General features: G+C 60.8%; 20 protein-coding genes. 12 read left to right on the top strand and 8 right to left on the bottom strand.

Translation table 11 applies throughout. The features are described 5' to 3' along the window. The first annotated feature begins 45 nt into the window (after window positions 1-45). From ACX3M4_RS00820 to ACX3M4_RS00810, 3 genes are all read left to right on the top strand, one after another. Entirely contained in the window at window positions 46-978 is a 933-nt protein-coding gene (locus tag ACX3M4_RS00820; RefSeq protein ID WP_459356713.1) for an AAA family ATPase, read from the top strand. Window positions 979-1137: 159 nt separating this feature from the next. Next, a complete protein-coding gene (locus tag ACX3M4_RS00815) occupies window positions 1138-2352 on the top strand; it encodes a vWA domain-containing protein (RefSeq protein ID WP_459356712.1) in 1215 nt (404 codons plus the stop codon). Window positions 2353-2499: 147 nt separating this feature from the next. Beyond that, window positions 2500-3531 carry a hypothetical protein gene (locus tag ACX3M4_RS00810; RefSeq protein ID WP_459356711.1) on the top strand — a complete coding sequence of 344 codons (1032 nt, stop codon included), beginning with the start codon at window positions 2500-2502 and terminating at the stop codon, window positions 3529-3531. A 69-nt stretch (window positions 3532-3600) separates the two neighbouring features. Here the strand turns inward: ACX3M4_RS00810 and ACX3M4_RS00805 are convergent, their stop codons facing one another. Beyond that, window positions 3601-4122 (bottom strand): L,D-transpeptidase, encoded by a 522-nt coding sequence (locus ACX3M4_RS00805; protein ID WP_459356710.1) that lies wholly within the window; start codon window positions 4120-4122, stop codon window positions 3601-3603. A 257-nt stretch (window positions 4123-4379) separates the two neighbouring features. Between ACX3M4_RS00805 and ACX3M4_RS00800 the strand changes: the two genes are divergently transcribed. Beyond that, a complete protein-coding gene (locus ACX3M4_RS00800) occupies window positions 4380-4994 on the top strand; it encodes a YceI family protein (protein ID WP_459356709.1) in 615 nt (204 codons plus the stop codon). A 63-nt stretch (window positions 4995-5057) separates the two neighbouring features. Here the strand turns inward: ACX3M4_RS00800 and ACX3M4_RS00795 are convergent, their stop codons facing one another. Continuing rightward, the gene (locus ACX3M4_RS00795) at window positions 5058-6161 is read right to left on the bottom strand and encodes a branched-chain amino acid ABC transporter substrate-binding protein (protein WP_459356708.1); all 1104 of its coding nucleotides are present in this window, start codon (window positions 6159-6161) and stop codon (window positions 5058-5060) included. 230 nt (window positions 6162-6391) lie between these two features. On the opposite strand from ACX3M4_RS00795, the gene ACX3M4_RS00790 reads away from it, so the two are divergent. The 3 genes from ACX3M4_RS00790 (at window position 6392) to ACX3M4_RS00780 (ending at window position 9603) form a co-directional block, all read left to right on the top strand. Further along, window positions 6392-6919: a flavin reductase gene (locus tag ACX3M4_RS00790; protein ID WP_459356707.1), complete on the top strand. Its 528-nt coding sequence runs from the start codon at window positions 6392-6394 to the stop codon at window positions 6917-6919. 54 nt (window positions 6920-6973) lie between these two features. Further along, a complete protein-coding gene (locus ACX3M4_RS00785; protein ID WP_459356706.1) occupies window positions 6974-7978 on the top strand; it encodes a P1 family peptidase in 1005 nt (334 codons plus the stop codon). 116 nt (window positions 7979-8094) lie between these two features. Further along, window positions 8095-9603: an MltF family protein gene (locus ACX3M4_RS00780; RefSeq protein WP_459356705.1), complete on the top strand. Its 1509-nt coding sequence runs from the start codon at window positions 8095-8097 to the stop codon at window positions 9601-9603. Between the two features lie 77 nt (window positions 9604-9680). Here ACX3M4_RS00780 and ACX3M4_RS00775 read toward each other — a convergent pair whose 3' ends face one another. Continuing rightward, window positions 9681-10262 (bottom strand): NAD(P)H-dependent oxidoreductase, encoded by a 582-nt coding sequence (locus ACX3M4_RS00775; protein WP_459356704.1) that lies wholly within the window; start codon window positions 10260-10262, stop codon window positions 9681-9683. Window positions 10263-10376: 114 nt separating this feature from the next. Between ACX3M4_RS00775 and ACX3M4_RS00770 the strand changes: the two genes are divergently transcribed. Continuing rightward, window positions 10377-10997 carry a TetR/AcrR family transcriptional regulator gene (locus ACX3M4_RS00770; RefSeq protein ID WP_459356703.1) on the top strand — a complete coding sequence of 207 codons (621 nt, stop codon included), beginning with the start codon at window positions 10377-10379 and terminating at the stop codon, window positions 10995-10997. A gap of 107 nt (window positions 10998-11104) precedes the next feature. On the opposite strand, the gene ACX3M4_RS00765 is transcribed toward ACX3M4_RS00770, so the two are convergent. After that, window positions 11105-11839 (bottom strand): hypothetical protein, encoded by a 735-nt coding sequence (locus ACX3M4_RS00765; RefSeq protein WP_459356702.1) that lies wholly within the window; start codon window positions 11837-11839, stop codon window positions 11105-11107. 284 nt (window positions 11840-12123) lie between these two features. Beyond that, the gene (locus ACX3M4_RS00760) at window positions 12124-12597 is read right to left on the bottom strand and encodes a YcgN family cysteine cluster protein (RefSeq protein WP_459356701.1); all 474 of its coding nucleotides are present in this window, start codon (window positions 12595-12597) and stop codon (window positions 12124-12126) included. Window positions 12598-12818: 221 nt separating this feature from the next. On the opposite strand from ACX3M4_RS00760, the gene ACX3M4_RS00755 reads away from it, so the two are divergent. Genes ACX3M4_RS00755 through ACX3M4_RS00745 form a run of 3 tightly spaced genes read left to right on the top strand, consistent with a single transcriptional unit; the run spans window position 12819 to window position 16269 of the window. Next, complete coding sequence (locus tag ACX3M4_RS00755; protein ID WP_459356700.1) at window positions 12819-15032, top strand: transglycosylase domain-containing protein; 2214 nt, start codon at window positions 12819-12821, stop codon at window positions 15030-15032. After that, entirely contained in the window at window positions 15029-15709 is a 681-nt protein-coding gene (locus tag ACX3M4_RS00750) for a DUF1214 domain-containing protein (RefSeq protein ID WP_459356699.1), read from the top strand. The genes ACX3M4_RS00755 and ACX3M4_RS00750 overlap by 4 nt, the downstream gene beginning before the upstream one ends. Continuing rightward, window positions 15706-16269, top strand: a complete 564-nt coding sequence (locus tag ACX3M4_RS00745) for a DUF1254 domain-containing protein (RefSeq protein WP_459356698.1) — start codon at window positions 15706-15708, stop codon at window positions 16267-16269. Before ACX3M4_RS00750 ends, ACX3M4_RS00745 begins: the two co-directional genes overlap by 4 nt. 1 nt (window position 16270) lies before the next feature. On the opposite strand, the gene ACX3M4_RS00740 is transcribed toward ACX3M4_RS00745, so the two are convergent. The 3 genes from ACX3M4_RS00740 to ACX3M4_RS00730 all read right to left on the bottom strand — a co-directional run bounded on the left by ACX3M4_RS00740 (window position 16271) and on the right by ACX3M4_RS00730 (window position 19174). Beyond that, window positions 16271-17845: a tetratricopeptide repeat-containing sulfotransferase family protein gene (locus ACX3M4_RS00740; RefSeq protein ID WP_459356697.1), complete on the bottom strand. Its 1575-nt coding sequence runs from the start codon at window positions 17843-17845 to the stop codon at window positions 16271-16273. Window positions 17846-18040: 195 nt separating this feature from the next. Then, window positions 18041-18904 (bottom strand): hypothetical protein, encoded by an 864-nt coding sequence (locus ACX3M4_RS00735; protein ID WP_459356696.1) that lies wholly within the window; start codon window positions 18902-18904, stop codon window positions 18041-18043. 60 nt (window positions 18905-18964) lie between these two features. Next, window positions 18965-19174: a hypothetical protein gene (locus ACX3M4_RS00730; RefSeq protein WP_459356695.1), complete on the bottom strand. Its 210-nt coding sequence runs from the start codon at window positions 19172-19174 to the stop codon at window positions 18965-18967. A gap of 194 nt (window positions 19175-19368) precedes the next feature. Here ACX3M4_RS00730 and ACX3M4_RS00725 point away from each other — a divergent pair, with 194 nt between their 5' ends. Beyond that, window positions 19369-20541, top strand: a complete 1173-nt coding sequence (locus ACX3M4_RS00725) for a DUF2336 domain-containing protein (RefSeq protein ID WP_459356694.1) — start codon at window positions 19369-19371, stop codon at window positions 20539-20541. The last annotated feature ends 8 nt before the right edge of the window (window positions 20542-20549 follow it).

Genomic DNA, 20549 nt, shown 5'->3' with positions numbered 1-20549 from the left:
CGTCTCCCTATATAACCGCACGACATGTCCGCGCCCGGAGGAAAGATGAGCCCGTTGCCCCAATCCATTGACGACACTCTCGCCCTGATGGACCAGGCGGGCTATGTGGCCGACCGGTCGCTGGCAACCGTTCTGCACCTGGCCTTGAAGATGAAACGGCCATTGTTCCTGGAAGGCGAAGCCGGCGTCGGCAAGACGGAAATCGCCAAGGTGCTGTCGGCGACGCTCGGCCGGGACCTCATCCGGCTGCAGTGCTACGAAGGCCTCGACATTTCCTCGGCGGTCTATGAATGGAATTACCCGGCACAGATGGTGGAGATCCGGGTGGCGGAGGCGGCCGGCGACACGGAGCATTCCGAACTCTCCAAATCGATTTTCGACGAGCGTTTCCTGATCAAGCGGCCGGTGCTGCAGGCGCTCGAGCCCTCGCTTGCAGGCGCGCCGGTCTTCCTCATCGACGAGCTCGACCGCGCGGATGAGGCCTTCGAGGCTTTCCTTCTGGAAGTGCTGGCCGACAATCAGGTGACCATTCCCGAACTCGGGACGGTCAAGGCTGCCGAGCCGCCGATCGTCATCATCACCACCAACCGCACCCGAGAGATTCACGACGCTCTCAAGCGCCGCTGCCTCTATCACTGGGTCGATTATCCCGATGCCGAGCGCGAACTGGAGATCGTCCGCCGCAAGGTCCCGGGCGCTTCGGAACGCCTGGCGGCCGAAGTCGTCGCTTTCGTGCAGAAGCTGCGCGCCGACGAGGATCTCTTCAAGCAGCCGGGCGTTGCCGAGACCCTCGACTGGGCGACCGCCCTGTCCGAACTCAACGAAATGGCCCTCGATCCGGACATGGCCTCTGACACGCTCGGCGTGCTCCTGAAATACCAGGACGACATCGAACGTGTTCGCGGATCGAAAGTCCGCCAGATGATCGACGCCATCCGCAAGGACGCCCCGCAACCGCAGTCCATGCCGGCGGTTTGAGCCAGTGACCACTGTGCAAGAATTACCCCCCTCCCTAACCCTCCCCCACAAGGGGGGAGGGAATCGGCCAAGCATGCCGCCTGATCCCCCTCCCCCTTGTGGGGAGGGGCTAGGGGTGGGGGTGAGCCAAGCCAACCAAATCCTTCCCGGGAGGCACTAATGTCCGCCTCCCCTGAGCTGCGCTCACGCATAACCGATAACATCGTCTATTTCGCCCGTACGCTCCGCAAGGCCGGTGTGCCGGTAGGCCCGGCATCGGTCGTCGATGCGGTCGCGGCCGTCGAGGTGTCCGGGATCGAGAACCGCGAAGACCTCTACTGGACACTGCATGCGGTGTTCGTGCGCAAGCGCGAGCACCGAGTGCTCTTCGACGAGGCCTTCCGCATCTACTGGCAAAGCCGCGGGTTGATCGAAAAGATGCTGGCGATCTTGTCTCCCGTCGCCCCGCCGCGCGGTGCACCGGAAAAGCCCAAGGCGGGCCAGACCCGCGTGTCCCAGGCATTCCAGGCAGCAAAGGAGCGGGTTGCGGAGGAGACCGTACCGCAGATCGAGGTGGATGCGAAATTCACCGTCTCCGGCAAGGAGCTGCTGCAGGCCAAGGATTTTGCCCAGATGACGGCGGACGAGATCGCCAAGGCCAAACTCGCCTTGCGCGCCATGTCCCTGCCGATGGACAGGATCCGTCTGCGGCGTTTGAAGCCTGCCGCCAGGGGCCGTGTCGATCCGCGCCGGACGTTGCGAGCGTCCTTGAGGGCCGGCGGCGACATGATCGACCTGAAATTCCGCAAGTCCGCGGAGAAGCGCCCGCCCCTCGTCGCCCTGTGCGATATTTCCGGTTCCATGAGCCAGTATTCGCGCCTGCTCCTGCATTTCCTCCACGGACTGACGGCGGAACGGCGGGACGTGCACACGTTCCTCTTTGGCACGCGGCTGACCAATGTGACCCGGCAACTGCGGATGAAAGACCCGGACGAAGCTCTCGAGGCCTGTTCGGAAGGTGTGGAGGACTGGTCCGGTGGCACGCGCATTGCCTCGGCGCTGCACGATTTCAACCGTCATTGGTCTCGGCGGGTGCTTTCCGGCAAGCCGACCGTGCTCCTGATAACCGACGGGCTGGAACGGGACACGGACGAAGACCTTGAGCGTGAAATCGACCGGCTGCACCGGTCCTGCCGCCGTCTTGTCTGGCTCAATCCCCTGCTCCGCTTCGACGGTTTCGAAGCCAAAGCCAAGGGCATCCGCGCGATGCTGCCTCATGTCGATGAATTCCGCGCGGTCCATTCCCTCGACGCCGTTGCCGATCTTGTCGCCGCCCTTTCCGGTCCGGGCGGCCGGGAAGCTGGCTCCGATCCGCGCAGCTGGCTCAAATCCTGAACGTCCGCACGCGAGAGACTGCCAGGTTGGCCTACACTCAAACCAGCCGTTTTCGAAGTTCCACCGGCACCGTGTTGGGGCACCGGGCGCCGGCAGAACCATTACAGTGGGCATCATGAGCCCGCTCGCGACTATATATTCAACTTTGTGAAACTAATTGCGGCATGCTGTCCCGCACCGCACTATGGGACGTTAGAACATTCGCTCGAACAAAAGCTGCAGGGCAGTTACACTAATAAGCTGCAATCACGACTTAAGGCATTTTCACAGGGCGCAACAGTGAGCAATTCTGATCGCTCAGACCTGGATAAAATCATCTATCGCCAGCTGCTTGGATGTTCGATCCTGCTGGTTGTTCTGTTCGGTATTGCCCATAACATCTTCCTGTCCGCGGGTGATCCGATTACCGGTCCCCGCCCGTCGACCCATCCGCTGACAGCCTTTGGATTTGCAGTTTTCGCGTGCGCGATATTCTTTCGCACAGGCTGGGAGCAGGCGCGCCGGACAAGGTTTACGCTTTGCTGGCTCGTGATAGGCTTTTCAGCCCTACGCATCGCTGAGGCACTTTTTCCGAACCAGGTAAACTTCATTTCCGCAGGTCCAATGGCCCAAGCGCTCGAAAGCGCAGGCCTTTTTGGCCGATTTTCACTCCAAACGGCCGTCTTTTTGGTCTGTTGCTTCTGTTTCGAGTTGTCACAGAAACGCCATCACGCGATCCGGGTGCTGCTCGTCTCGCTTTGCCTCGTGATGTTGTCGCTTGGCATTACCGAAACACTCTATTCGCTGTTTCTGTGGGGAAATGAACTCTCCCTCATCACGCTGATGGCCATGTTTCTGGTATCAATAGATCTTCTGTTTCGGATCAGGCACCAGCAGCCGCTCCAGAGTTTCCTGCAATCGGGAAAGACGTCCTTCTATCTCCAGTTCACCGGCCTGGCACTTTATCTGCTGCCGATGATTGTCGGCACCGTCTTGCTCCGCAAGATGCAGGTCTCCCCGATGGAGAGGGCTCCCTTCGAGGCCTTTTTCGCTCTGACCAGCTGCGTGCTACTGGGGGCCGTCGTCCTGCTGTCTTCTTACCTGGACCGGCATCAACCTCACCAACCAGCCTGCGAGAACAATACCGACGGCAGGAAACGGCGTCCTTTCAAATCCTATTGGGACAGGAACCGCCGATAGCTCAAGCGGGAATGTCGGAACCGGGAGGATTTTCAAGAAAGTCGAAGACCTCAAGGGCAGGAAGCTTACCTAGGGCAACGCCACCACCGGCGTCCTCACGTTTACCCGCTGGAACAGATCCTGAATATCGTTGTTGGCCATGCGGATGCAGCCGTAGGAGACTGCGCGGCCAATGGAGCCTGGCCGGTTGGTGCCGTGGATCGCGTAATTGCCGTTGGAAAGGGTCATCGCAGCAACACCCATAGGGTTGTTGGGCGCCCCTCCCCTGATCACTGCCGGCAAATGCGGAAAATCCCGGCGCACTTCATCCGACGGTGCCCAGTCCGGCTTGACGTATTTGGCAGTGATAAAGGCCTGGCCCGTCCAGGATTTCCGGCTCTTGCCCACGGCGACCCGGTAGCGGATCGCCTGGTTGCGGCCGAGCACCAGGTAAAGCCGCTTCTCGGAATTGCGGATCACGATCGTACCCGGCCGGAAACGCGCATCCGAGAAGCCGACCAGCTCGGCAGCTTCCACAGGGGCCGGAACATGCACGGCAACGGCAAGTGCGAATACGGCAAGCAGACGACGGAGCAAGGAGTTCGGACGCATGAAAATCCCCGTTAATTGTCACGGGAGATTACCCTGCGCTTCCACTTGAAAGAACGGGCGGGCGCCTATTTTCTTACCAAAGGGTTAATTCAAGAACAGGTCAGCGACCGGGACGATGCCTGTGACGCCCATCACTATGCCAGGCAACGGTCTTGGCGATACTTCTTTATCGGCTCAGGAACAGAGCCAATTCTTCAGAATTCAACGCAATACAGCTTCACCATTCGCATTTTCGACCCGTTCAAGGACCCGAACAGATGACCGTTTCGATTTCATCCAAAGCAGTCTTCGGCAAAAGCCTCAATAAATCTTTTGCTGCTCTCGCCTTTGTCTCCGCACTTGCTGCCGCCTCATTGCCGGCAGAAGCCGGTCCGATCTCCGGCACCTATGTCCTGTCACCGGCGCAAATCGACACCGGTTTTTCCGTCAAGGTGTTGGGCGGCGGTCCTGTGACCGGCGCTTTCAAGAAAGTCTCCGGAAAGATGATCCTGGACCAGTCCCGGCCGGAAAAAAGCCGCGTGACCGTGACCGTCGATCTCCGGAGCGTCCAGACCGGGAATGACAGGGTCACCGGTTTCCTGAAGAGCTCCGCCATGTTCGACGTCGAGAAATATCCGCTGGCAACCTTCCAAAGCACCCGCGTCCAGATCACCGGCACTCACACAGCGGATGTGGAAGGCATCCTGACAATGCGCGGACAGAAAAAACGCACCAATTTCTCCGTCAAGATCACCGGCACGAAGAGCGACGGTCACGTTGGTTTTGAGGTTTCCGGCGGTTTCCAGCGCAGTCTCTACGGCATGGAAGCCGGGATGCCGATCTATGCCGACAGGGTCAACTTGACGATCAGCGGCTCCGGCCGCCGCGGCTGACCCAATCGGCGCTTTCACCAAAAGCGCGCGTGCCGCAATGGCCGCGCGCTTTGCCGTTCGGCCCTATTTCTTGAGAGGGACGCCATCCTTCCATTCGTAGAGAACGTAGTCGGGCACATTGCTGTCGCCCCTGTCGTCGAAGCTGACCGGTCCGAGAACCGTGTTGAATGTGCCAGCCTGCAACGCCGCGGAGACGTCGCCGAAGGAAAAGCTGCCGGCTGTTCCGGCAGCTTCCGCCCAAGCCTGGATGGCCGCGTAGGTGGTCAACGCATATCGCTCGGCCGGCTTGCCCGCCTCCACCATCCTGGCCACGAGGCCGACGGCCTCCGGCCGTTCGCGGGGCACTTCGGGATAGGTGAGAAGCGTGCCGTTGCCCGCCTCTCCCGTGACCGACCAGTATTCTTCCGTCATCAGGGCATCGCCGCCGACGAGGTCAGCGCCGAGCGCCTGGCGGTCTATCTCAAGCATGATCAGCCCCGCTTCCGGGTGATAGCCGCCGAGAAAGACAACATCGATATTCTCAAGCCGCATCTGCGACACCAGGCTGCGGAAATCGTCGCCCCCCGCATCGAACCCAAGTGCCATGCTCTCGCTGGCGCCCAGGCTGTTCATCACCGCCTTGACGGCATCCGTCAACCCCTTGCCGTAGGCGGTCTTGTCGTGAAGGAGCGCAATGCGCTTGCCTGCAAATTCAACCGCGAGATACCTGCCCAGAACCTCTGCCTGCCGGTCGTCACGCGGCGCCAGGCGGAAGACACCCTCGCCAGGCCGTTCGTCCGTGAATTTGGGCAAGGTTGTTCCCGGCGTGATCTCGACAATGCCGGCTTCGGAATAGACGGCGCTCGCCGGGATGGACCCGTTGAAGCACAGATTGCCGGCAACAAAGACAACGCCCTTGCCGATGAGCTGATTGGCGACCGCAACGGCCTGATCCGCGTCACAGCCATCATCCGCCACTTCCAGAACGATGGTCTCGCCATTGACCCCGCCGGCAGCGTTGAGGTCGGCCACGGCCTGTTCGGCACCTGCCAGCATCTGTTCACCGAAGACGGCAAACTGGCCTTTCATCGGACCGGCAACGGCAATCCGCACCTCGGCCGGCGACGTCGTCGCGATGAGGCAGGATGCCAGAAGTGCCAGTCCCGCGCCAAGTTTGTGAGAGGTCATCCATCTCTCCGGAGAAATTTACCTGACTTACCCCTAGCGCGGCCGACACCTGAGCTCAATCCGGATCGGCACAGATTGCTGGAACTCACGGTTTACCGGCGCCATATGTCCCCAATGGCGGCGATGGAACATTCGACGGCGCCAAAGCCTAGGCACCGTTGAAAAGGACGCCTAAACTCCGGCCGACTTCGATCTGCACCCGATTCCCGTGGCCTTCCAGGAGAGACGTCATGTCCGCACCAACGTCAGACCCGCATGCACAGGAGAGGCTGCAGCTGGATACGACCAGCTTCCGGGAAGCCATGAGCCGGATAGCTGCCGCCGTGCATGTGGTGACGACAGACGGCCCCGGCGGGCGCATGGGCGCGACTGTCTCGGCCGCCTGTTCCGTCAGCGACGATCCGGCGAGTATCCTCATCTGCCTCAACCGGCAGACCCGCATTCATGCCGCGGTCCTCAAGAACCGCTGCTTCTGCCTCAACACGCTCGGCGACGATCACGAGGAGATTTCCGACACCTTTGCCGGCCGGGACAAGCTGGACATGCCGGAGCGCTTCGCCAAAGGCGAATGGCGCGCCCTCGCGACCGGTTGCCCTGCGCTCGACACCGCCCGCCTCAGCGTCGATTGCGAGGTGTATTCGGTCACCGAAATGGGCACGCATTCCATTATCGTCGGCACCGTCGCGGACCTTCGCATGAACGATCCCGGCAAGTCGCTGCTTTATGTCCGCCGCGGCTACAAAAGCCTCGACACCTGAGGCACAGCCGATCAAACTTGTTTTCCGAAGTCTATATTTCAGGACCGATCCTTCATGGCCGCCATGCGCAATCTGATCACCGATGTTCCCGGTCTGAAAGTCGGGAACGCCTCCGACCAGGAGTTGAAATCCGGCGCAACGGTGCTGGTGCCGGATGAGCCCGCGGTCGCTTCGGTCGCCATTCATGGCGGGGCGCCGGGCACCCGGGAAATCGCCCTGCTTGAACCGGAACAGACCGTGGAGAAGATCGACGCCATCGTGCTGGCGGGCGGGTCTGCCTTTGGTCTGGATGCCGGTGCCGGCGTCCAGGGACGGCTTGCCGAACTCGGCTACGGCTTCCAGGTCGGCCCCGTGCGGGTTCCGATCGTGCCGACGGCGATCCTGTTCGACCTGTTGAATGGCGGCGACAAGGGCTGGGGTCAGGCAGCGCCCTATCGCGACCTCGGCCGGTCCGCCCTCGATGCCATCGGCCATGACTTTCCGCTTGGTTCCTTCGGCGCCGGAACCGGAGCGACCACCGCCAACCTGAAAGGCGGTCTCGGCTCGGCCTCTCAGGTGCTCGACAACAGTGTCACCGTTGGCGCAATCGTTGCGGTGAACGCACTTGGCCGGGCGACCGTCGGCGACAGCCAGCATTTCTGGGCAGCTCCCTTTGAGGTCGGCGACGAATTCGGTGGCCGCGGCATGGCCCACCCCCTGCCCAGGGACAGTATCACAGTGCGCACCAAGCTGGATGGGCTGAAGGCAGGGGCGAACACCACCATCGCGGCCGTCGCCACGGACGCGATCCTCACCAAGGGAGAAGCCAAACGCCTCGCGGTCATGGCCCATGACGGCCTTGCCAGGGCGCTCTGGCCTGCGCACACGCCGCTCGATGGCGATCTCGTCTTTGCGCTTTCCACGGGGCAACGGCGGATGGAAAACGGCCTTGAGGACATGGTCCAGCTGGGCGCGGCGGCCGCTGCCTGCCTGGCCCGGGCGATCGCCCGTGGCATCTACCACGCAACACCCGCTGCTGGCGATCCGGTTCCGACCTGGCGGCAACGCTTTGGCGGCTGACACGGTTGATTTGACCACCCAAAGAAAGATTCAGATAGCCCGCCCGCTGTTCCCTCTTGATCGGCTCTCGCTTCGAGCATTTACTCTGCGGAAGCGCATTTCGCTTGGGGGGATCCATGCAGCCATCGAAGTCCATCTCGGCACAGGGGGTAAACACCCTCCTCGCCGTTCTTCTGTTTCTGGCAGGATTGGCGATGGCTGTTCCGGCCGCCCATGCGATGGGCACCGGACTTGCCCAGGCACTGGAGGAGAAGCTGCGCGATCCCTTCAATGGCGATTTCGAGGACTTGCTCAAACGTGGCTATGTCCGGATTCTGATCCCGTTCTCCAAGACGGGCTATTTCATCGACAAGGGCATCCAGCGCGGGACCTCCGTCGACCTGATGGCGGAGTTCGACAAGTATCTCGACAAGGTCCACGATAAAAAAGCCAAGGAAGCCAAGATCGTGCTGGTTCCGACACCACGCGAACGGCTTTTCAGCGACCTTGCGGCAGGAAAAGGCGATCTCGCGGTCGGCAATTTGACAATCACGGCGCAACGGGAAGAACTGGTCGCCTTTTCCGACCCGCTCCTGAAGGACGTTCACGAAGTGCCCGTCACAGCAGACAGCGTCGACGACATTGCCACGCCCGAGGCCCTTTCGGGCCTGAGCATCCATGTGCGGGAATCTTCATCCTATTACCAGAGCCTGCTGGCTCTGAACGATACCCTGGCAAAAGCTGGCAAACCTCCCGTCGACATCGTCAAGGCGGACGACAAGCTGGAGGATGAAGACCTGCTGGAGTTGGTATCTGCCGGTGCGATCCCGATGGTGATAGTCGACCGGCACAAGGCCGATGTCTGGCTGGAAGTACTGGACGGACTGAAGGTGCACCCCGACGCCGCCGTGCGAACGGATGGAGAGATCGCCATCGCCGTGCGCAAGGATGCGCCGGATCTCCTGAAGGAAGTCAACGGTTTTGCCGCGACGGTGAAAAAGGGCACCCTTCTTGGCAACATCCTTCTGAAACGCTACTTGAAGGAGGCGGAATACCTGAAGGACATGCGCCGGGCCGACTACCGCGCGCCCCTCGCCGATTTGCGTGCCACTTTCGAGAAATACGGCAGCGAGTACAGCATCGACTGGCTGCTGATCGCCGCCCAGAGTTTCCAGGAATCCCGCTTCGACCAGAAGGCTCATAGCCATGCCGGTGCTTTCGGACTGATGCAGATCAAGTCGGCAACGGCGGCAGGTGACCCGATCAACATTACCGGAATTGAAGCAGACCCGGACAAGAACGTTCAGGCGGGCGTCAAATATCTTCGTTTCCTGGCGGACCAGTATTTTCCCGGACTGAAGGACCGGGACGCGAACCAGACGTTCTTTGCCCTTGCCGCCTATAACGCTGGCCCGAGCCGCTTCGACAGGTTACGCGAAAAGGCCAAGCAGCATGGCTACGATCCGGACAAGTGGTTCGGCAACGTGGAATGGATCGTTGCCTCGGAAATCGGCCGTGAACCGGTCGACTACGTTGGCAACATCTACCAGTATTACGTTGTGTTTTATAACGAACAGCTGCGCCTCAAGGTCGAGGCGGAAACCACGGGTAAGGCAGAGGCAGCCAAGGCAGCCGAGGGAAACTGACTGAATTCGCCAGTGGCTGATGTCCGGAACCTCCTGCCTTGCGGAGAATGCCGACGTTGCTCTTCGGGCCAAGCGCTCTATGCAGCCTTGCGCCCGAGTCCCCCTGCCTTTGCGAGCATCTTTGCCCGAGATGCATCGCTCGATCCCCGGATCGGCGAGAACATGTGATATCCCTTGGTTTTCAGACCGCAGAAATCGAGAATCTGCTTTTCGGTCTGTTTTTTTGCGCCGGCCCCATAGAACCAGCGGAAATACCAGCCGGGCGTATCGGACGTCACCAGCACTTCGGACGTACGCCCCTTGAGAAGTTTCTCAGGGAACGGCTTGCCCTTGATGTACTGAAACGCCATGCCGGGCAGCAGCAGCCGGTCGAAGAGACCTTTCAGCTTTGCCGGCAACCCGCCCCACCACAAGGGATGGACAACGACAAGATGCTGGCACCACAAGATGTCCTCCCAGAGAGCATCCAGGTCCGGCTCCAGCGGTTTGGCATCTTTGAAGGATGACACACCGAAATCCGCATCGAAGTCGAGTTTCGACAGCGATCGCACACGCACCTCGTGTCCGTTCTTTTCTGCGTTCCCGGCATATTCGCCGGCCAGGGCTCCGCAAAACGATCCGACTGCGGGATGTCCGTCCAAAACCAGTATCCGTGTCATAAACATTCCGTTCCGTTGGCGATTGGCAGTAAAAATTGACCACGGTCAACTTTTGACATCCTTGGCTGCATGGGTCAAGATATTTTTGACCACGGTCAATTTTAAGAAAGTCTCATGACACGCAAACCACAGCAGCGCAGCATAGCGACGCGCGCAAAAGTGCTGGACGCGGCGAAGGTGCTCAGCCAGCGCCATGGGCTGGAGCTGGTCACCGCAGAAGCAGTGGCCCAGGAAGCCGGCGTCGCGAAAGGCACCGTGTTCTCTCATTTCGGCGACATGGACGGGCTTCTCACCCACATACTCCTCGATCGGCTCAACGACCTCAGGACGACAGCGCCGGTGAATGCGGAGAATTTCGACCACCTCACCGATCCGGTGGGATTGCTCATGCTGCGGATGATGGCGCTCATTGCCGTGATCACCGTCAGCCCGACTGTCTTGCGCCTGTTTCTCGACAATATCGGCGTCACCAAGCCGAATTGCGCAGCCGAATTTGTCGCAACGCTGGAAACGCTTGATGAGGAGCTTCTCGGGTTTTTGTCAGCCTGGCAGAACTCAAGCTTATTGCAGCCGAACCTGCGCCCGGATCGTTCGCCTGCGGAAATGGTCGACGGCCTCACCGCGTTCGCGATCCACGGTGCTCTTTTGATGAAAAGCCATCAGCTCACTGACCTCGCCGCGCTGGAAGAGCGCCTGCGCCGGCATGTGGAAGCTTTTCTGCTGAAGGACGAATGAAACGGAAAACCTGCCGCAGGAAAAGACGGAATGTGCGGACGGACCGGCAGCCGCGACCGATTGCACGTTCCTTGTCCGGAGAACCGGACTGATGCAAGCGGAGCCGTTTACGGCATTTCCAGCTTGATGATCGTGCGCCCGTCAATATCGATCTTGTCCGGATCATAGACATCCGGATTGGCTTCTTTCAGGATTTTCAGCAGCGTTCCGTCCTGTTCGGCCAGAGTGAGAGCCTTGGTCAGGACCTCAAACAGGTGGCGGTTTGCCTTGGTCACGTAGAAGCGGAAGTCATTCGCATAGACAAGTCCGAGATGTGGCTCGATCTCCAGTTCGGGATGAAGCGCCGCCTCGCCGGCGATCTCGGTGATCCCGCGCGGGAAATAGTCGATGCCCCGCCCCCCCAGTGCGAGGACCTGATAGATCTCCGGATTCCAGACGCCGGTAAACTCCTGGTAGCTCAAGCCGTTGCGACGCCAGACATTGATGTCGTTCCAGCCTGCCCCAAGAGCTGCGACGGTTCCAAGTGCCTTGAAGTCCTCCAGGTTGGCAACATTCGCGTAAAGGTCACGGTCCTTGGGATTGACGAGCATCACACGGTACCCCTTGAGGCCGTTTGTGATGTCGATGTCGACCTCCAGGTATTTTTCCTTCAGCTCGGCATCTTCGCCGCGCCAGATCAGATCGAGGCCGGATCCGGTTTCGAACAGCACCATCTGCCGGGCCATGTTGAATTCCGGCTCCACCCGGTCGAATTCAACGGTTTCTCCGACCTTTTCCAGCGCAGAGGTCAACAAGGAGACCACATAGTCCGTGGTGCTGACATTGGGGACACGCAGACGCAATGTCTCCGCCTTCACCGGTAAAGCCAAAAGCAAAGCAGACACGATGCAAATAATCGCCCGAACAACTTTAAGCATATGTCCCTCATCCATCAGCGGAATGCCGGCCCGCGCTCACCAATGCCATCGGATCAAAAAAACAGAATTGAGAATAATTGTTAAAAGACAGATGGAATGTAAATTTCAATTGAGTCCAATTTTTTTAATACCGGACGACGTTCGACCCGTCCGGCAGATTCCTAAGTAGTATTTGCGAGGATCGCCCTTCAGATCACGTTACAGTTGAATTAATCCGGTACCTCGCCCGGCCAGCTTACGACATGGTTCTCGTAATCTTCCAAGGCCATGCCGTCTTCGGCAGTCGTACGCCCGCGCACAGAGACGCCGGCCTGGTGTACGGTGTCCGGATCGCCGGAAACCAATGGGTGCCACCAGTAAAGATCCCGCCCCTCTTCCACCAGCCGATAGGCACAGGTCGGTGGCAGCCAGGTGAGCGTGCGCACTTCGCCCGGCGTCAGCTGGATGCAGTCGGGCACAGTTGCCGCGCGGTTCCGATAGTCCTTGCAGCGGCAGCTGTCGCCATCCAGAAGCGTACAGGCCACATCCGTCCAGACGATTTCGCCTGTATCCCAGTCTTCCAGCTTGTTGAGGCAGCAGCGCGCGCACCCGTCGCAGAGCGACTCCCATTCGGCCGGGCTCATCTCGTCAAGCGAGAGTGTTTTCCAGAACGGCGCGTTGCCGGAGGTTTCGTGCCCGTTCATGTCCAAGCTGCACCTGTTGAGAATGGAATTCGTCTGGCGCCTAACATGCTACAGGAAGCACGACAAGCCGGTCATGCCGGAATGCCGTTTTTCCGCAAGCTTTTGGCAAGACGAATCAATAAAATGATGACCGATGGACCGACCCGATCCGAATGGTTTTCAGCCATCGGAAAAACCGTTAGTTTGGGGTCATGCCCATTGGGTCAGGAGACATCGTACGCGTGACAGACGCCCCGCAACCAGACAAGGCGGACAAGACCCCGTCCGACGGCGGCAAGCCGCCCCGGAAGCGTCATCGCATTCGCCGGTTCTTTCTGGCGATCGACGCGATCATCGACACTGCCCTGTGGAAGAGCGGGTCCGCGATCCGGCGGACCTTCGAAGGCTACGATGCGTTTCTGCGCCGGTTCCGTGCCAAGGGTATCTGGCGTGTGCTCGCGGAATTGTCTTCCGACGGGCTCACCTACGGCCTTGCCGGTTTCATCGTCGTGCTCGCCTTCGCCCAGCCGGCCTTCGAGGCGACCCGCTATGCGGACTGGAAAACCACCGACGATTTCGCCGTCACGTTCCTCGACCGGTTCGGCAAGGAAATCGGCCGGCGCGGTATCGTTCTCAACGACAGTGTGCCGCTGGAAGAAATTCCGGATTCCCTTGTAAAGGCATCGCTTGCGACCGAGGACCGCCGTTTCTTCTTCCATTTCGGCATCGACTTCGTAGGAACCTTCCGGGCGATGGTCGAGAACGCGCGGGCGGGCGGTGTCGTCCAGGGTGGCTCGACACTGACACAGCAGCTCGCCAAGAACCTGTTTCTCACCAATGAGCGCAGCCTCAGCCGAAAGATCAAGGAGGCCTATCTGGCGCTCTGGCTGGAGGCGAACCTCTCCAAACAGGAAATCCTCAAGCTTTACCTGGACCGCGCCTATATGGGCGGCGGTGTCTTCGGCGTGACGGCTGCGTCCGAATTCTATTTCAACAAGAATGTCCGCGAACTGACCCTTGCCGAAAGCGCCATGCTGGCCGGGCTCTTCAAGGCGCCGACAAAATATGCCCCGCATATCAACCTGCCGGCTGCCCGTGCCCGGGCGAACGAGGTTCTCACCAACATGGTGCAGGCCGGTTTCCTGACCGAGGGCCAGGTGATCGGTGCCCGGCGCAATCCGGCGCTCGCCGTCGACCGTTCGCAGGAACAGCTGCCGGAATATTACCTCGACTGGGCTCTTGAAGAGGTCAAGAAGCTGGCCCGCCGCTATCCCGCCCTCGCCCGCGACCGTATTGTCACCGTGCGCACCACGCTGGATCCGGCTCTCCAGCGTCAGGCGGACCTGGCGATCGAGGCTGTGCTGCGCGAAAACGGCAAGCTGCGTGACGTCAGCGAAGCGGCAATGGTGTCAATGATCCCGGATGGCGCCGTCGTCGCCATGGTCGGCGGCAGTTCCTATGGCGAGAGCCAGTTCAACCGCGCCGTCAACGCCCTGCGCCAGCCTGGTTCCTCCTTCAAGCCCTTCGTCTACATGACAGCCTTCATGAATGGCTACACGCCCGAGAGCATCGTCTCGGACCGCCCGGTCCATATCGGCAACTGGTCGCCCAAGAATTACGGCCGCAGCTATCGAGGCCCGGTGAACCTGAAGACCGCGCTGACCAAGTCCATCAACACGATCCCGGTCATTCTTTCCATCGACTTCGGCCGAGACAAGATCATCGAGATGGCCTACCGCATGGGCCTTACCCATGAGCTGGAAAACTCCGTGTCGCTGCCGATCGGTTCTTCCGAAGTCAGTGTCATCGACATGGCCTCTTCCTATTCGACCTTCGCCAATGGCGGCTTCAAGGCGCAAGCCTATGCGGTGCTGGAGATCAAGAACAGTGCCGGCAGGGTCCTCTACCGGCGCGAGCAGGACGAGCCTGCGGCAGCCCGCGTCCTCGAAGAGGACAAGGTCCACCAGATGAACGACATTCTGGTCAATGTGATCGAGGACGGAACGGCACGAAGGGCACAGCTTGACGGTGTCGTCGCCGCCGGCAAAACCGGCACCACTAACGCCTACCGCGATGCCTGGTTCGTCGGGTACACCGCCAATTTCACCACGGCGGTCTGGTTCGGCAACGACGACTTCACATCGACCCGGCGGGTAACCGGCGGCAGCCTGCCCGCGATGGCTTGGGAAAAATACATGGCCTTTGCCCATAATGGCATCGAATTGGCCCGGATGCCCGGCGTCGAACCGGAAAACCTGCCGCGCCTTGCCCGTTCCGCGCCGGTCAAGCTTGCCGAGCAATCGGCCGACACCGCGCAGCCCCGGGTGCTCAAGCGCCGTACCCAGGATCTTCTGCTTCAGATCGGCCGCGACCTGCGCCAGCTGCTGGAGAAGAAGAGCGCTGCTGCGGAGCCGGCAGAACCTAATCAATCGGCAGACTTCGCGGCGGTGCAATGAGTGATATCAGCCTCAGACCCGTCCACGGCGAGACGGACTGGTACGACGACCGCTTGCCGCTCGTCCTGCGTCCCTATCGCAGCAATCCGCTGCGCACCCTGGCCACGGTCACGCTGGTGGTCGTACTTGCAGCGATTCTGGGCATCAGTTCCGCTTACCTGATCATCGAGCGTGAACAGCCGCTCGATGCCGTCACCATCGGGCCCTGGCAGGCCTACCCAAAAGCCGGCACCGCCGAAGCCGATCCCTATTCCGTCGCCATCTATACCCGCGGCGCGGTCATTCCCCTCGCCTCCGGCGAAGGCCTTGCCCTTGTCGCCCGCGAGGACAGTGCCGGGCACATGCTCGACCCCACATGCATCTACCGGATCGCCGGCCAGACGCCCTCTTCGCGCCTGTGGACCCTGACCGCAGTCGACGGCCACGGCCGTCTGACCCGAACCGAGCCCGGGCGCGTAAATCTTGCCAGCGACTCGCTGCTCCGGCGGCCGGACGGCACCTTCGAAATCTCAGCCGCCCGCCGGCCCCATTCCGGCAACTGGCTGCCGCTTGCAGCGGATGCCAAAGCCGGCGACGGGCTGCGCTTCGTTCTGAGGATCTACGACGCCCCGGTCACCACTGGTGCCGCGCTTGACGGTGTCAGCATGCCGGTGATCGACAGGGTGGCGTGCCCATGACCCTTTCTCCCCGTTTCAGCCTGTCGGTCGGACTGCTGGCAACGCTCTGCCTTGCGGCGATCATCCATATCCTCGTTGTCCTGAGCATTCCCCGCAATGTGCAGCACAGCGCCTACGACAATGTCGCCGCCTTCGGCTCGGACCGGCATTTCAATCTTCTGCCCGATGTCCGTCCCGGCGAGGAAGCCCTGCCCGACCTCGATCCCGCCATGAAACATGCGGCCTGCCGTTTCCAGCTGACCGACGGTCCGGTGCTGTTCGATGCCAGCATCCCGGTCCCGTTCTGGTCGATCGGTCTTTTCAATTCCGCCGGCGAAGCCGTCTACAGCCTCAACAACCGCACCGCCGGTGCAGAACGCCTGTCGATGCTGGTGCTGACGACGGAACAACTCGCTATCTTGCGCGAAAACCCGCCGGAAAATCTCGAAGACCTGATCGTCATCGAAACCGAACAACCCATCAGCGGCTTTGCGCTCCTGCGGGCCTATGTGCCCCATCCCTCCAGGGCCGACGCGACCGACCGGGCGTTGAAGTCGGCGACCTGCGAGGGATTGGGCTAAATCACCTGTCTTTGGGCGCAAGCGGCCCCAGTGCGTCAAACAGGTCCCCAAGCTGTTCCCTGTGCTTCTTCCAGCGGCCGATGGACGAAGAAAACATCGGCTGGCGCACCTGGACGTTGGAGAAGGTGGTCACCGGGCTGTCGCCTTTGTGGAATTCCAGACACGCGTCTTCCCAGTCGAGCTTTGCTTTTTCCAGAAGTATGCGGCTCTGCGCCTCCTGGTCATGGACCAGGGCCTCGTAGGAAAGGTCATAGACCGGCACCGGCAGAACCTTGTGCCAATGTTCCATCAGGCTTGCATATTGCTGGAAATAATGCCCCAGCGTCTCCTGTGTGATGCAGTAGTTATGCGCCGGCGACAACGCATGGGTGAGCAGCGAGACACAGGTGTCGGCAGGCTCGCGCACGCAATGAACAAAGGCGGTATTCGGAAAGATCAGCGACATCAGCCACAGCATCTCGAAATTATGCGGCATCTTGTCTGTGACCCGGGCAGCCCGCTTGTCGACAAAATCCAGCTCGGCCAGATACTGGCGCGTGATCTTGCGGTAGTCCTTCGGATCGAGTGACTTCAGCCGTCGTTCCAGCGCCGGGCTGGGCGCATCCTTGAGGCCAAGGTCTTCCTGCAGATGGCGGAAATAGGCGATCTCGCCGCCGCTGGCAGCCTTGGAATGCCGGCCGACGATCTGCTCCACAAGGGTCGTGCCGGAGCGCGGCATGCCGAAGATGAAGACAGGCCGCACCGTTTCGTTCGCGACATCCTTGCGGGCCTCGAAGAACGCCTCGTTGAAGACCTCCTTCATGAAGGCGATGCGGTCGTCGTAGAGCTTCCGGTCGAAGGGCGGATATCCGGTGCGGCGGGCATTGTCGTAATGTCTGTCCGCCTGCGCAATGTCGCCAAGATCGAAATAGATCTTGCCGGCGGCCCAATGCAGCTTGGACTGGTCCAGGGTGGCGCGCGGCGTGCCGTCGGCCACCAGTTGCTCGATCCGATCGAGTATGGCGGGCTTCTCGTCGAATTTGCGCCCCATGGTGAGCGCATGAAGGACGGCCGGCAGTTCCTGGCCGGCATCCAGTGCCTTCTCGAACCAGCTATCCGCTTCCTTGAAATGACCCAGCGAGATTTCAAGCTGCCCCATGCCGAGCGTGGCGTAGCCGTTCGCCGGATCCAGCTGCAGTGCGCGCTCGAAACTCTGGCGCGACAGCACGGCCCGGCGTTCCATGCGGTAGACATCGCCGAGCTGTGCATGAAACTGCGCTTCCTTCGGCGCAAGCGCGACAGCTTTCTTCAGCGCCTCGCGTGCACCGGCAAGATCACCGGCATTCATCAGGGCCAGACCATGCAGCTGATGCACCTGGGGGTGCTTCTTCGCTTTCTTGGCCGCGACCTTGAAATGCTCGATGGCCATTCCGACGCTACCCTGCTGATAGGCGGCAATGCCGAGGGAAAAATGCGCCTGCGGGTTCTGCGGGTCGAGCCGCAGAACCTCTTCGAAAATGGGCAGTGCAATCCCGAGCCGGCCGGCATGCTGATGAGAAAGCGCTTCCTGAACCAGGCGCTCGACATTCGGTGTCATGGAAATTCCTGTATCGGCTGACGCGGCGACGCGATGAGGATGATGGCTAGGCAACCCTGGAGGGACCGCCGCAGCCTGATTGGTCGCATAGATAGCCGAGGAAGGACTGCGCGATCAATCCCGCAGACCGATTGGCCCAGTCATGGCAGCCTGCAAATTAAACCGGGCCCCGGCGAAACCACCTTCGAAAGCGGCCTATTTCACCACCGGCGGCCGTTCCAGGCCCCAGTTCTTGTAGATCCGGGAGCGCTTGACCGGCTCATCCTGGCCATAACGGCTATCGGGGTCGCAACCGGCCTCGGCAATGCGGACCTGGCCTTCCAGTTCGCGGATGGCGTTGTTGACTTTCCACACCCGGTCCCGGGTCGGCGTCTCGATCTCCAGCCCGTCCAGCGCGTTCTTGTAGGCGATGATGCGGTAGCGCAGCGCCTGGCCTACCCATTTGATCATGACCCGGTTTTCCCAGACCCGGGACTTTGCTCCCTCATAGGTCTCCTCGGTGGTCACCGGCTTGTTCTGCAGGACGCGCAGCCGCTCGTCGTCCGCCTTCTTGACCCTGAGCGCCACTTCACAGAAGGGCATGACCAGTTCGGCATCGCCGCTGGCATCAGCGGCAATCTTGTCGTAGCGGGCATCCGACGACTGAAACTTGTCCGAGCGCAGATAGATGAGGTAGAGGTCCGGCGGCACTCGGCCCTCGACCTCCGGCAAAACCCTGGTGCGCGACAGCTCGACCATGGTTCCGCCGATCCAGTCCTTCGTCCAGGGCGGACGGATCAGCGTCCAGCCGCGGTTGCGCATCAGTTTTTCGTCATTGGTGTAGTTGAACTTCGAAACCGGATCGCCGCGCAGCCGCGCCGCTTCGTCGCCAACGGCAGGCATCAGCTTGTCGTGGATCACGGAAGGCTGCGCCCGGTCGAAGTCACCGGTCGGCCGGACGCAGGCACCAAGGCTGGCTGCTATCGCCAGAGCGGCGGCGAGGGAAAGGCCTCCGCCTCTCCTCTTCCCGCTGTCCGCTCGGGACGCGGGCGCGTTCTTTACCGCTGTGCCTTTGCCCATAGGGCGTGTCTCCAGACCGCAAGTCGTCTTCAGCTTCAGCGGCTGGAGTGGCTTGGACCGTCAGTCCTTGTCGGAACCAGCAGGTCCGGCCGCTTTTCCGATGGTCGCGATTCGTGCGGCAAGATCAAGGTCGTGACGCTCGTAGCGGACACCTGGGAAGAGGATAACTTCACCAAAGGTCTCCCGGCCGGTCGCCTGGCGACGGTCGCTGCGATGGCCGACACGTGCTGTGGGCCGGCTTGCTGCTGCAAAATCCAATAATGTGCCCATCGTCTCCTCCTTGGATTCCGATCTCCCGGGACCGGTGTATTACCGGCTGGGAACGGTCAAACGGGCGACGCATTACTTCCTGCTTCCTCATTAAGTAGTCGTCAGGGTTAACAGCATGCTAACGCTTTTGAGGCAATTTGAACGAAACAAGTTCCTCCGGTGATCCGGTCTTTCGTACTGTGTAGACGGGTGTCATGCGCCAAACCCAACGCTTTAACCAGGCTGTGCCGACCTCTTCCCCCAAAGAATTGCCAGACGATACCCGCGGCTCCGATCGCGGTGTCCTTCTGGCCGCGACCGAGCTCTTTGCCGGCAGATCCCGTCATGGTGTTGAAGAAACGAGGATTTTTCTGGAACTGGCGCGCAATCTTTTCACGGCGACCTCACTCCCCGACCGGCGCCGCATCTCCAGCCTGCTTGCCGGTCATCCGGAATTGCCGGACGACCTTCTGGAACAGTTTGCCCGCGACAAGGACGATCTGACGGCCTATCCGGCGCTTCGTTACAGTCCGAGGCTTTCTGTGGATCTCCTTCTGGAAACGGCAGCCACCGGACCCGACACCTTGAGGAAGGCGGTGGCACACCGTCCTTCCCTGCGCGATTCGGTCGTCAGCGCCCTTTGCGAATATGCCGGTGCGTCGGTGATCCGCATCCTTCTCGAGCGCGACGACGTCACCCTGACACAAGCTCATCAGGCAAAACTCAGTTGCCGTAGTGACATCGTTGCCACTCTTGGTTTAGAATTGGCCGGTCAGGACGCGTTAAACCCGGATGGTCTCATGGGACAATTCCTGCATTTGCCAGCACCGCTGAAATCGAAAGCCATCGCCGCAGCCGAAATGACCAGTCTGGTCAAACAGGCCCAGGCGCCCGGAAAAACCACCGAAAGGCGCACAGATACCGCGCGCCTGCGGCTCAGGGATGCATTGATCGGCCAGGCGCTGATCCAGAACGGGCCGCGCTTTTCGGAACTCTTGAGCCAGGGGCTCGGCCTGCCACAACCGACTTGCGACCTGCTGTTGCGGGACGATCAGGCCGAGGGCCTGACCGTGGCGCTGAAGGCACTTGGCATGCAGCCGTCGGAAGTGACGACCGTGCTGATCCGCATGCTTGGCGAAAACCTGTCGCTGGAGCGGCTGCGTTCGCTTTTGCGCCTCTACCGGACGCTGAGCTTCGGCGCTGCCGAAGTGCTGGTCGGTCAGTGGATCCTGCACGACCAGGGTACCCGCGCCGCAGGCTCCCACAGGGACGCGCAGTATATGGACAGCCCCCGCCGCGAGACGCCAGCCATGGAAAACACCGGCCCCGCGCACGGAGCCTGCCCGGCAGTCCCGGCAGGCCAAGTGACCCCGTTCGCTAAAGCGTAACGCGGCCC

This window comes from Roseibium sp. M-1 (assembly GCF_054515675.1).
This window is presented reverse-complemented; position numbering and strand designations above follow the sequence as displayed.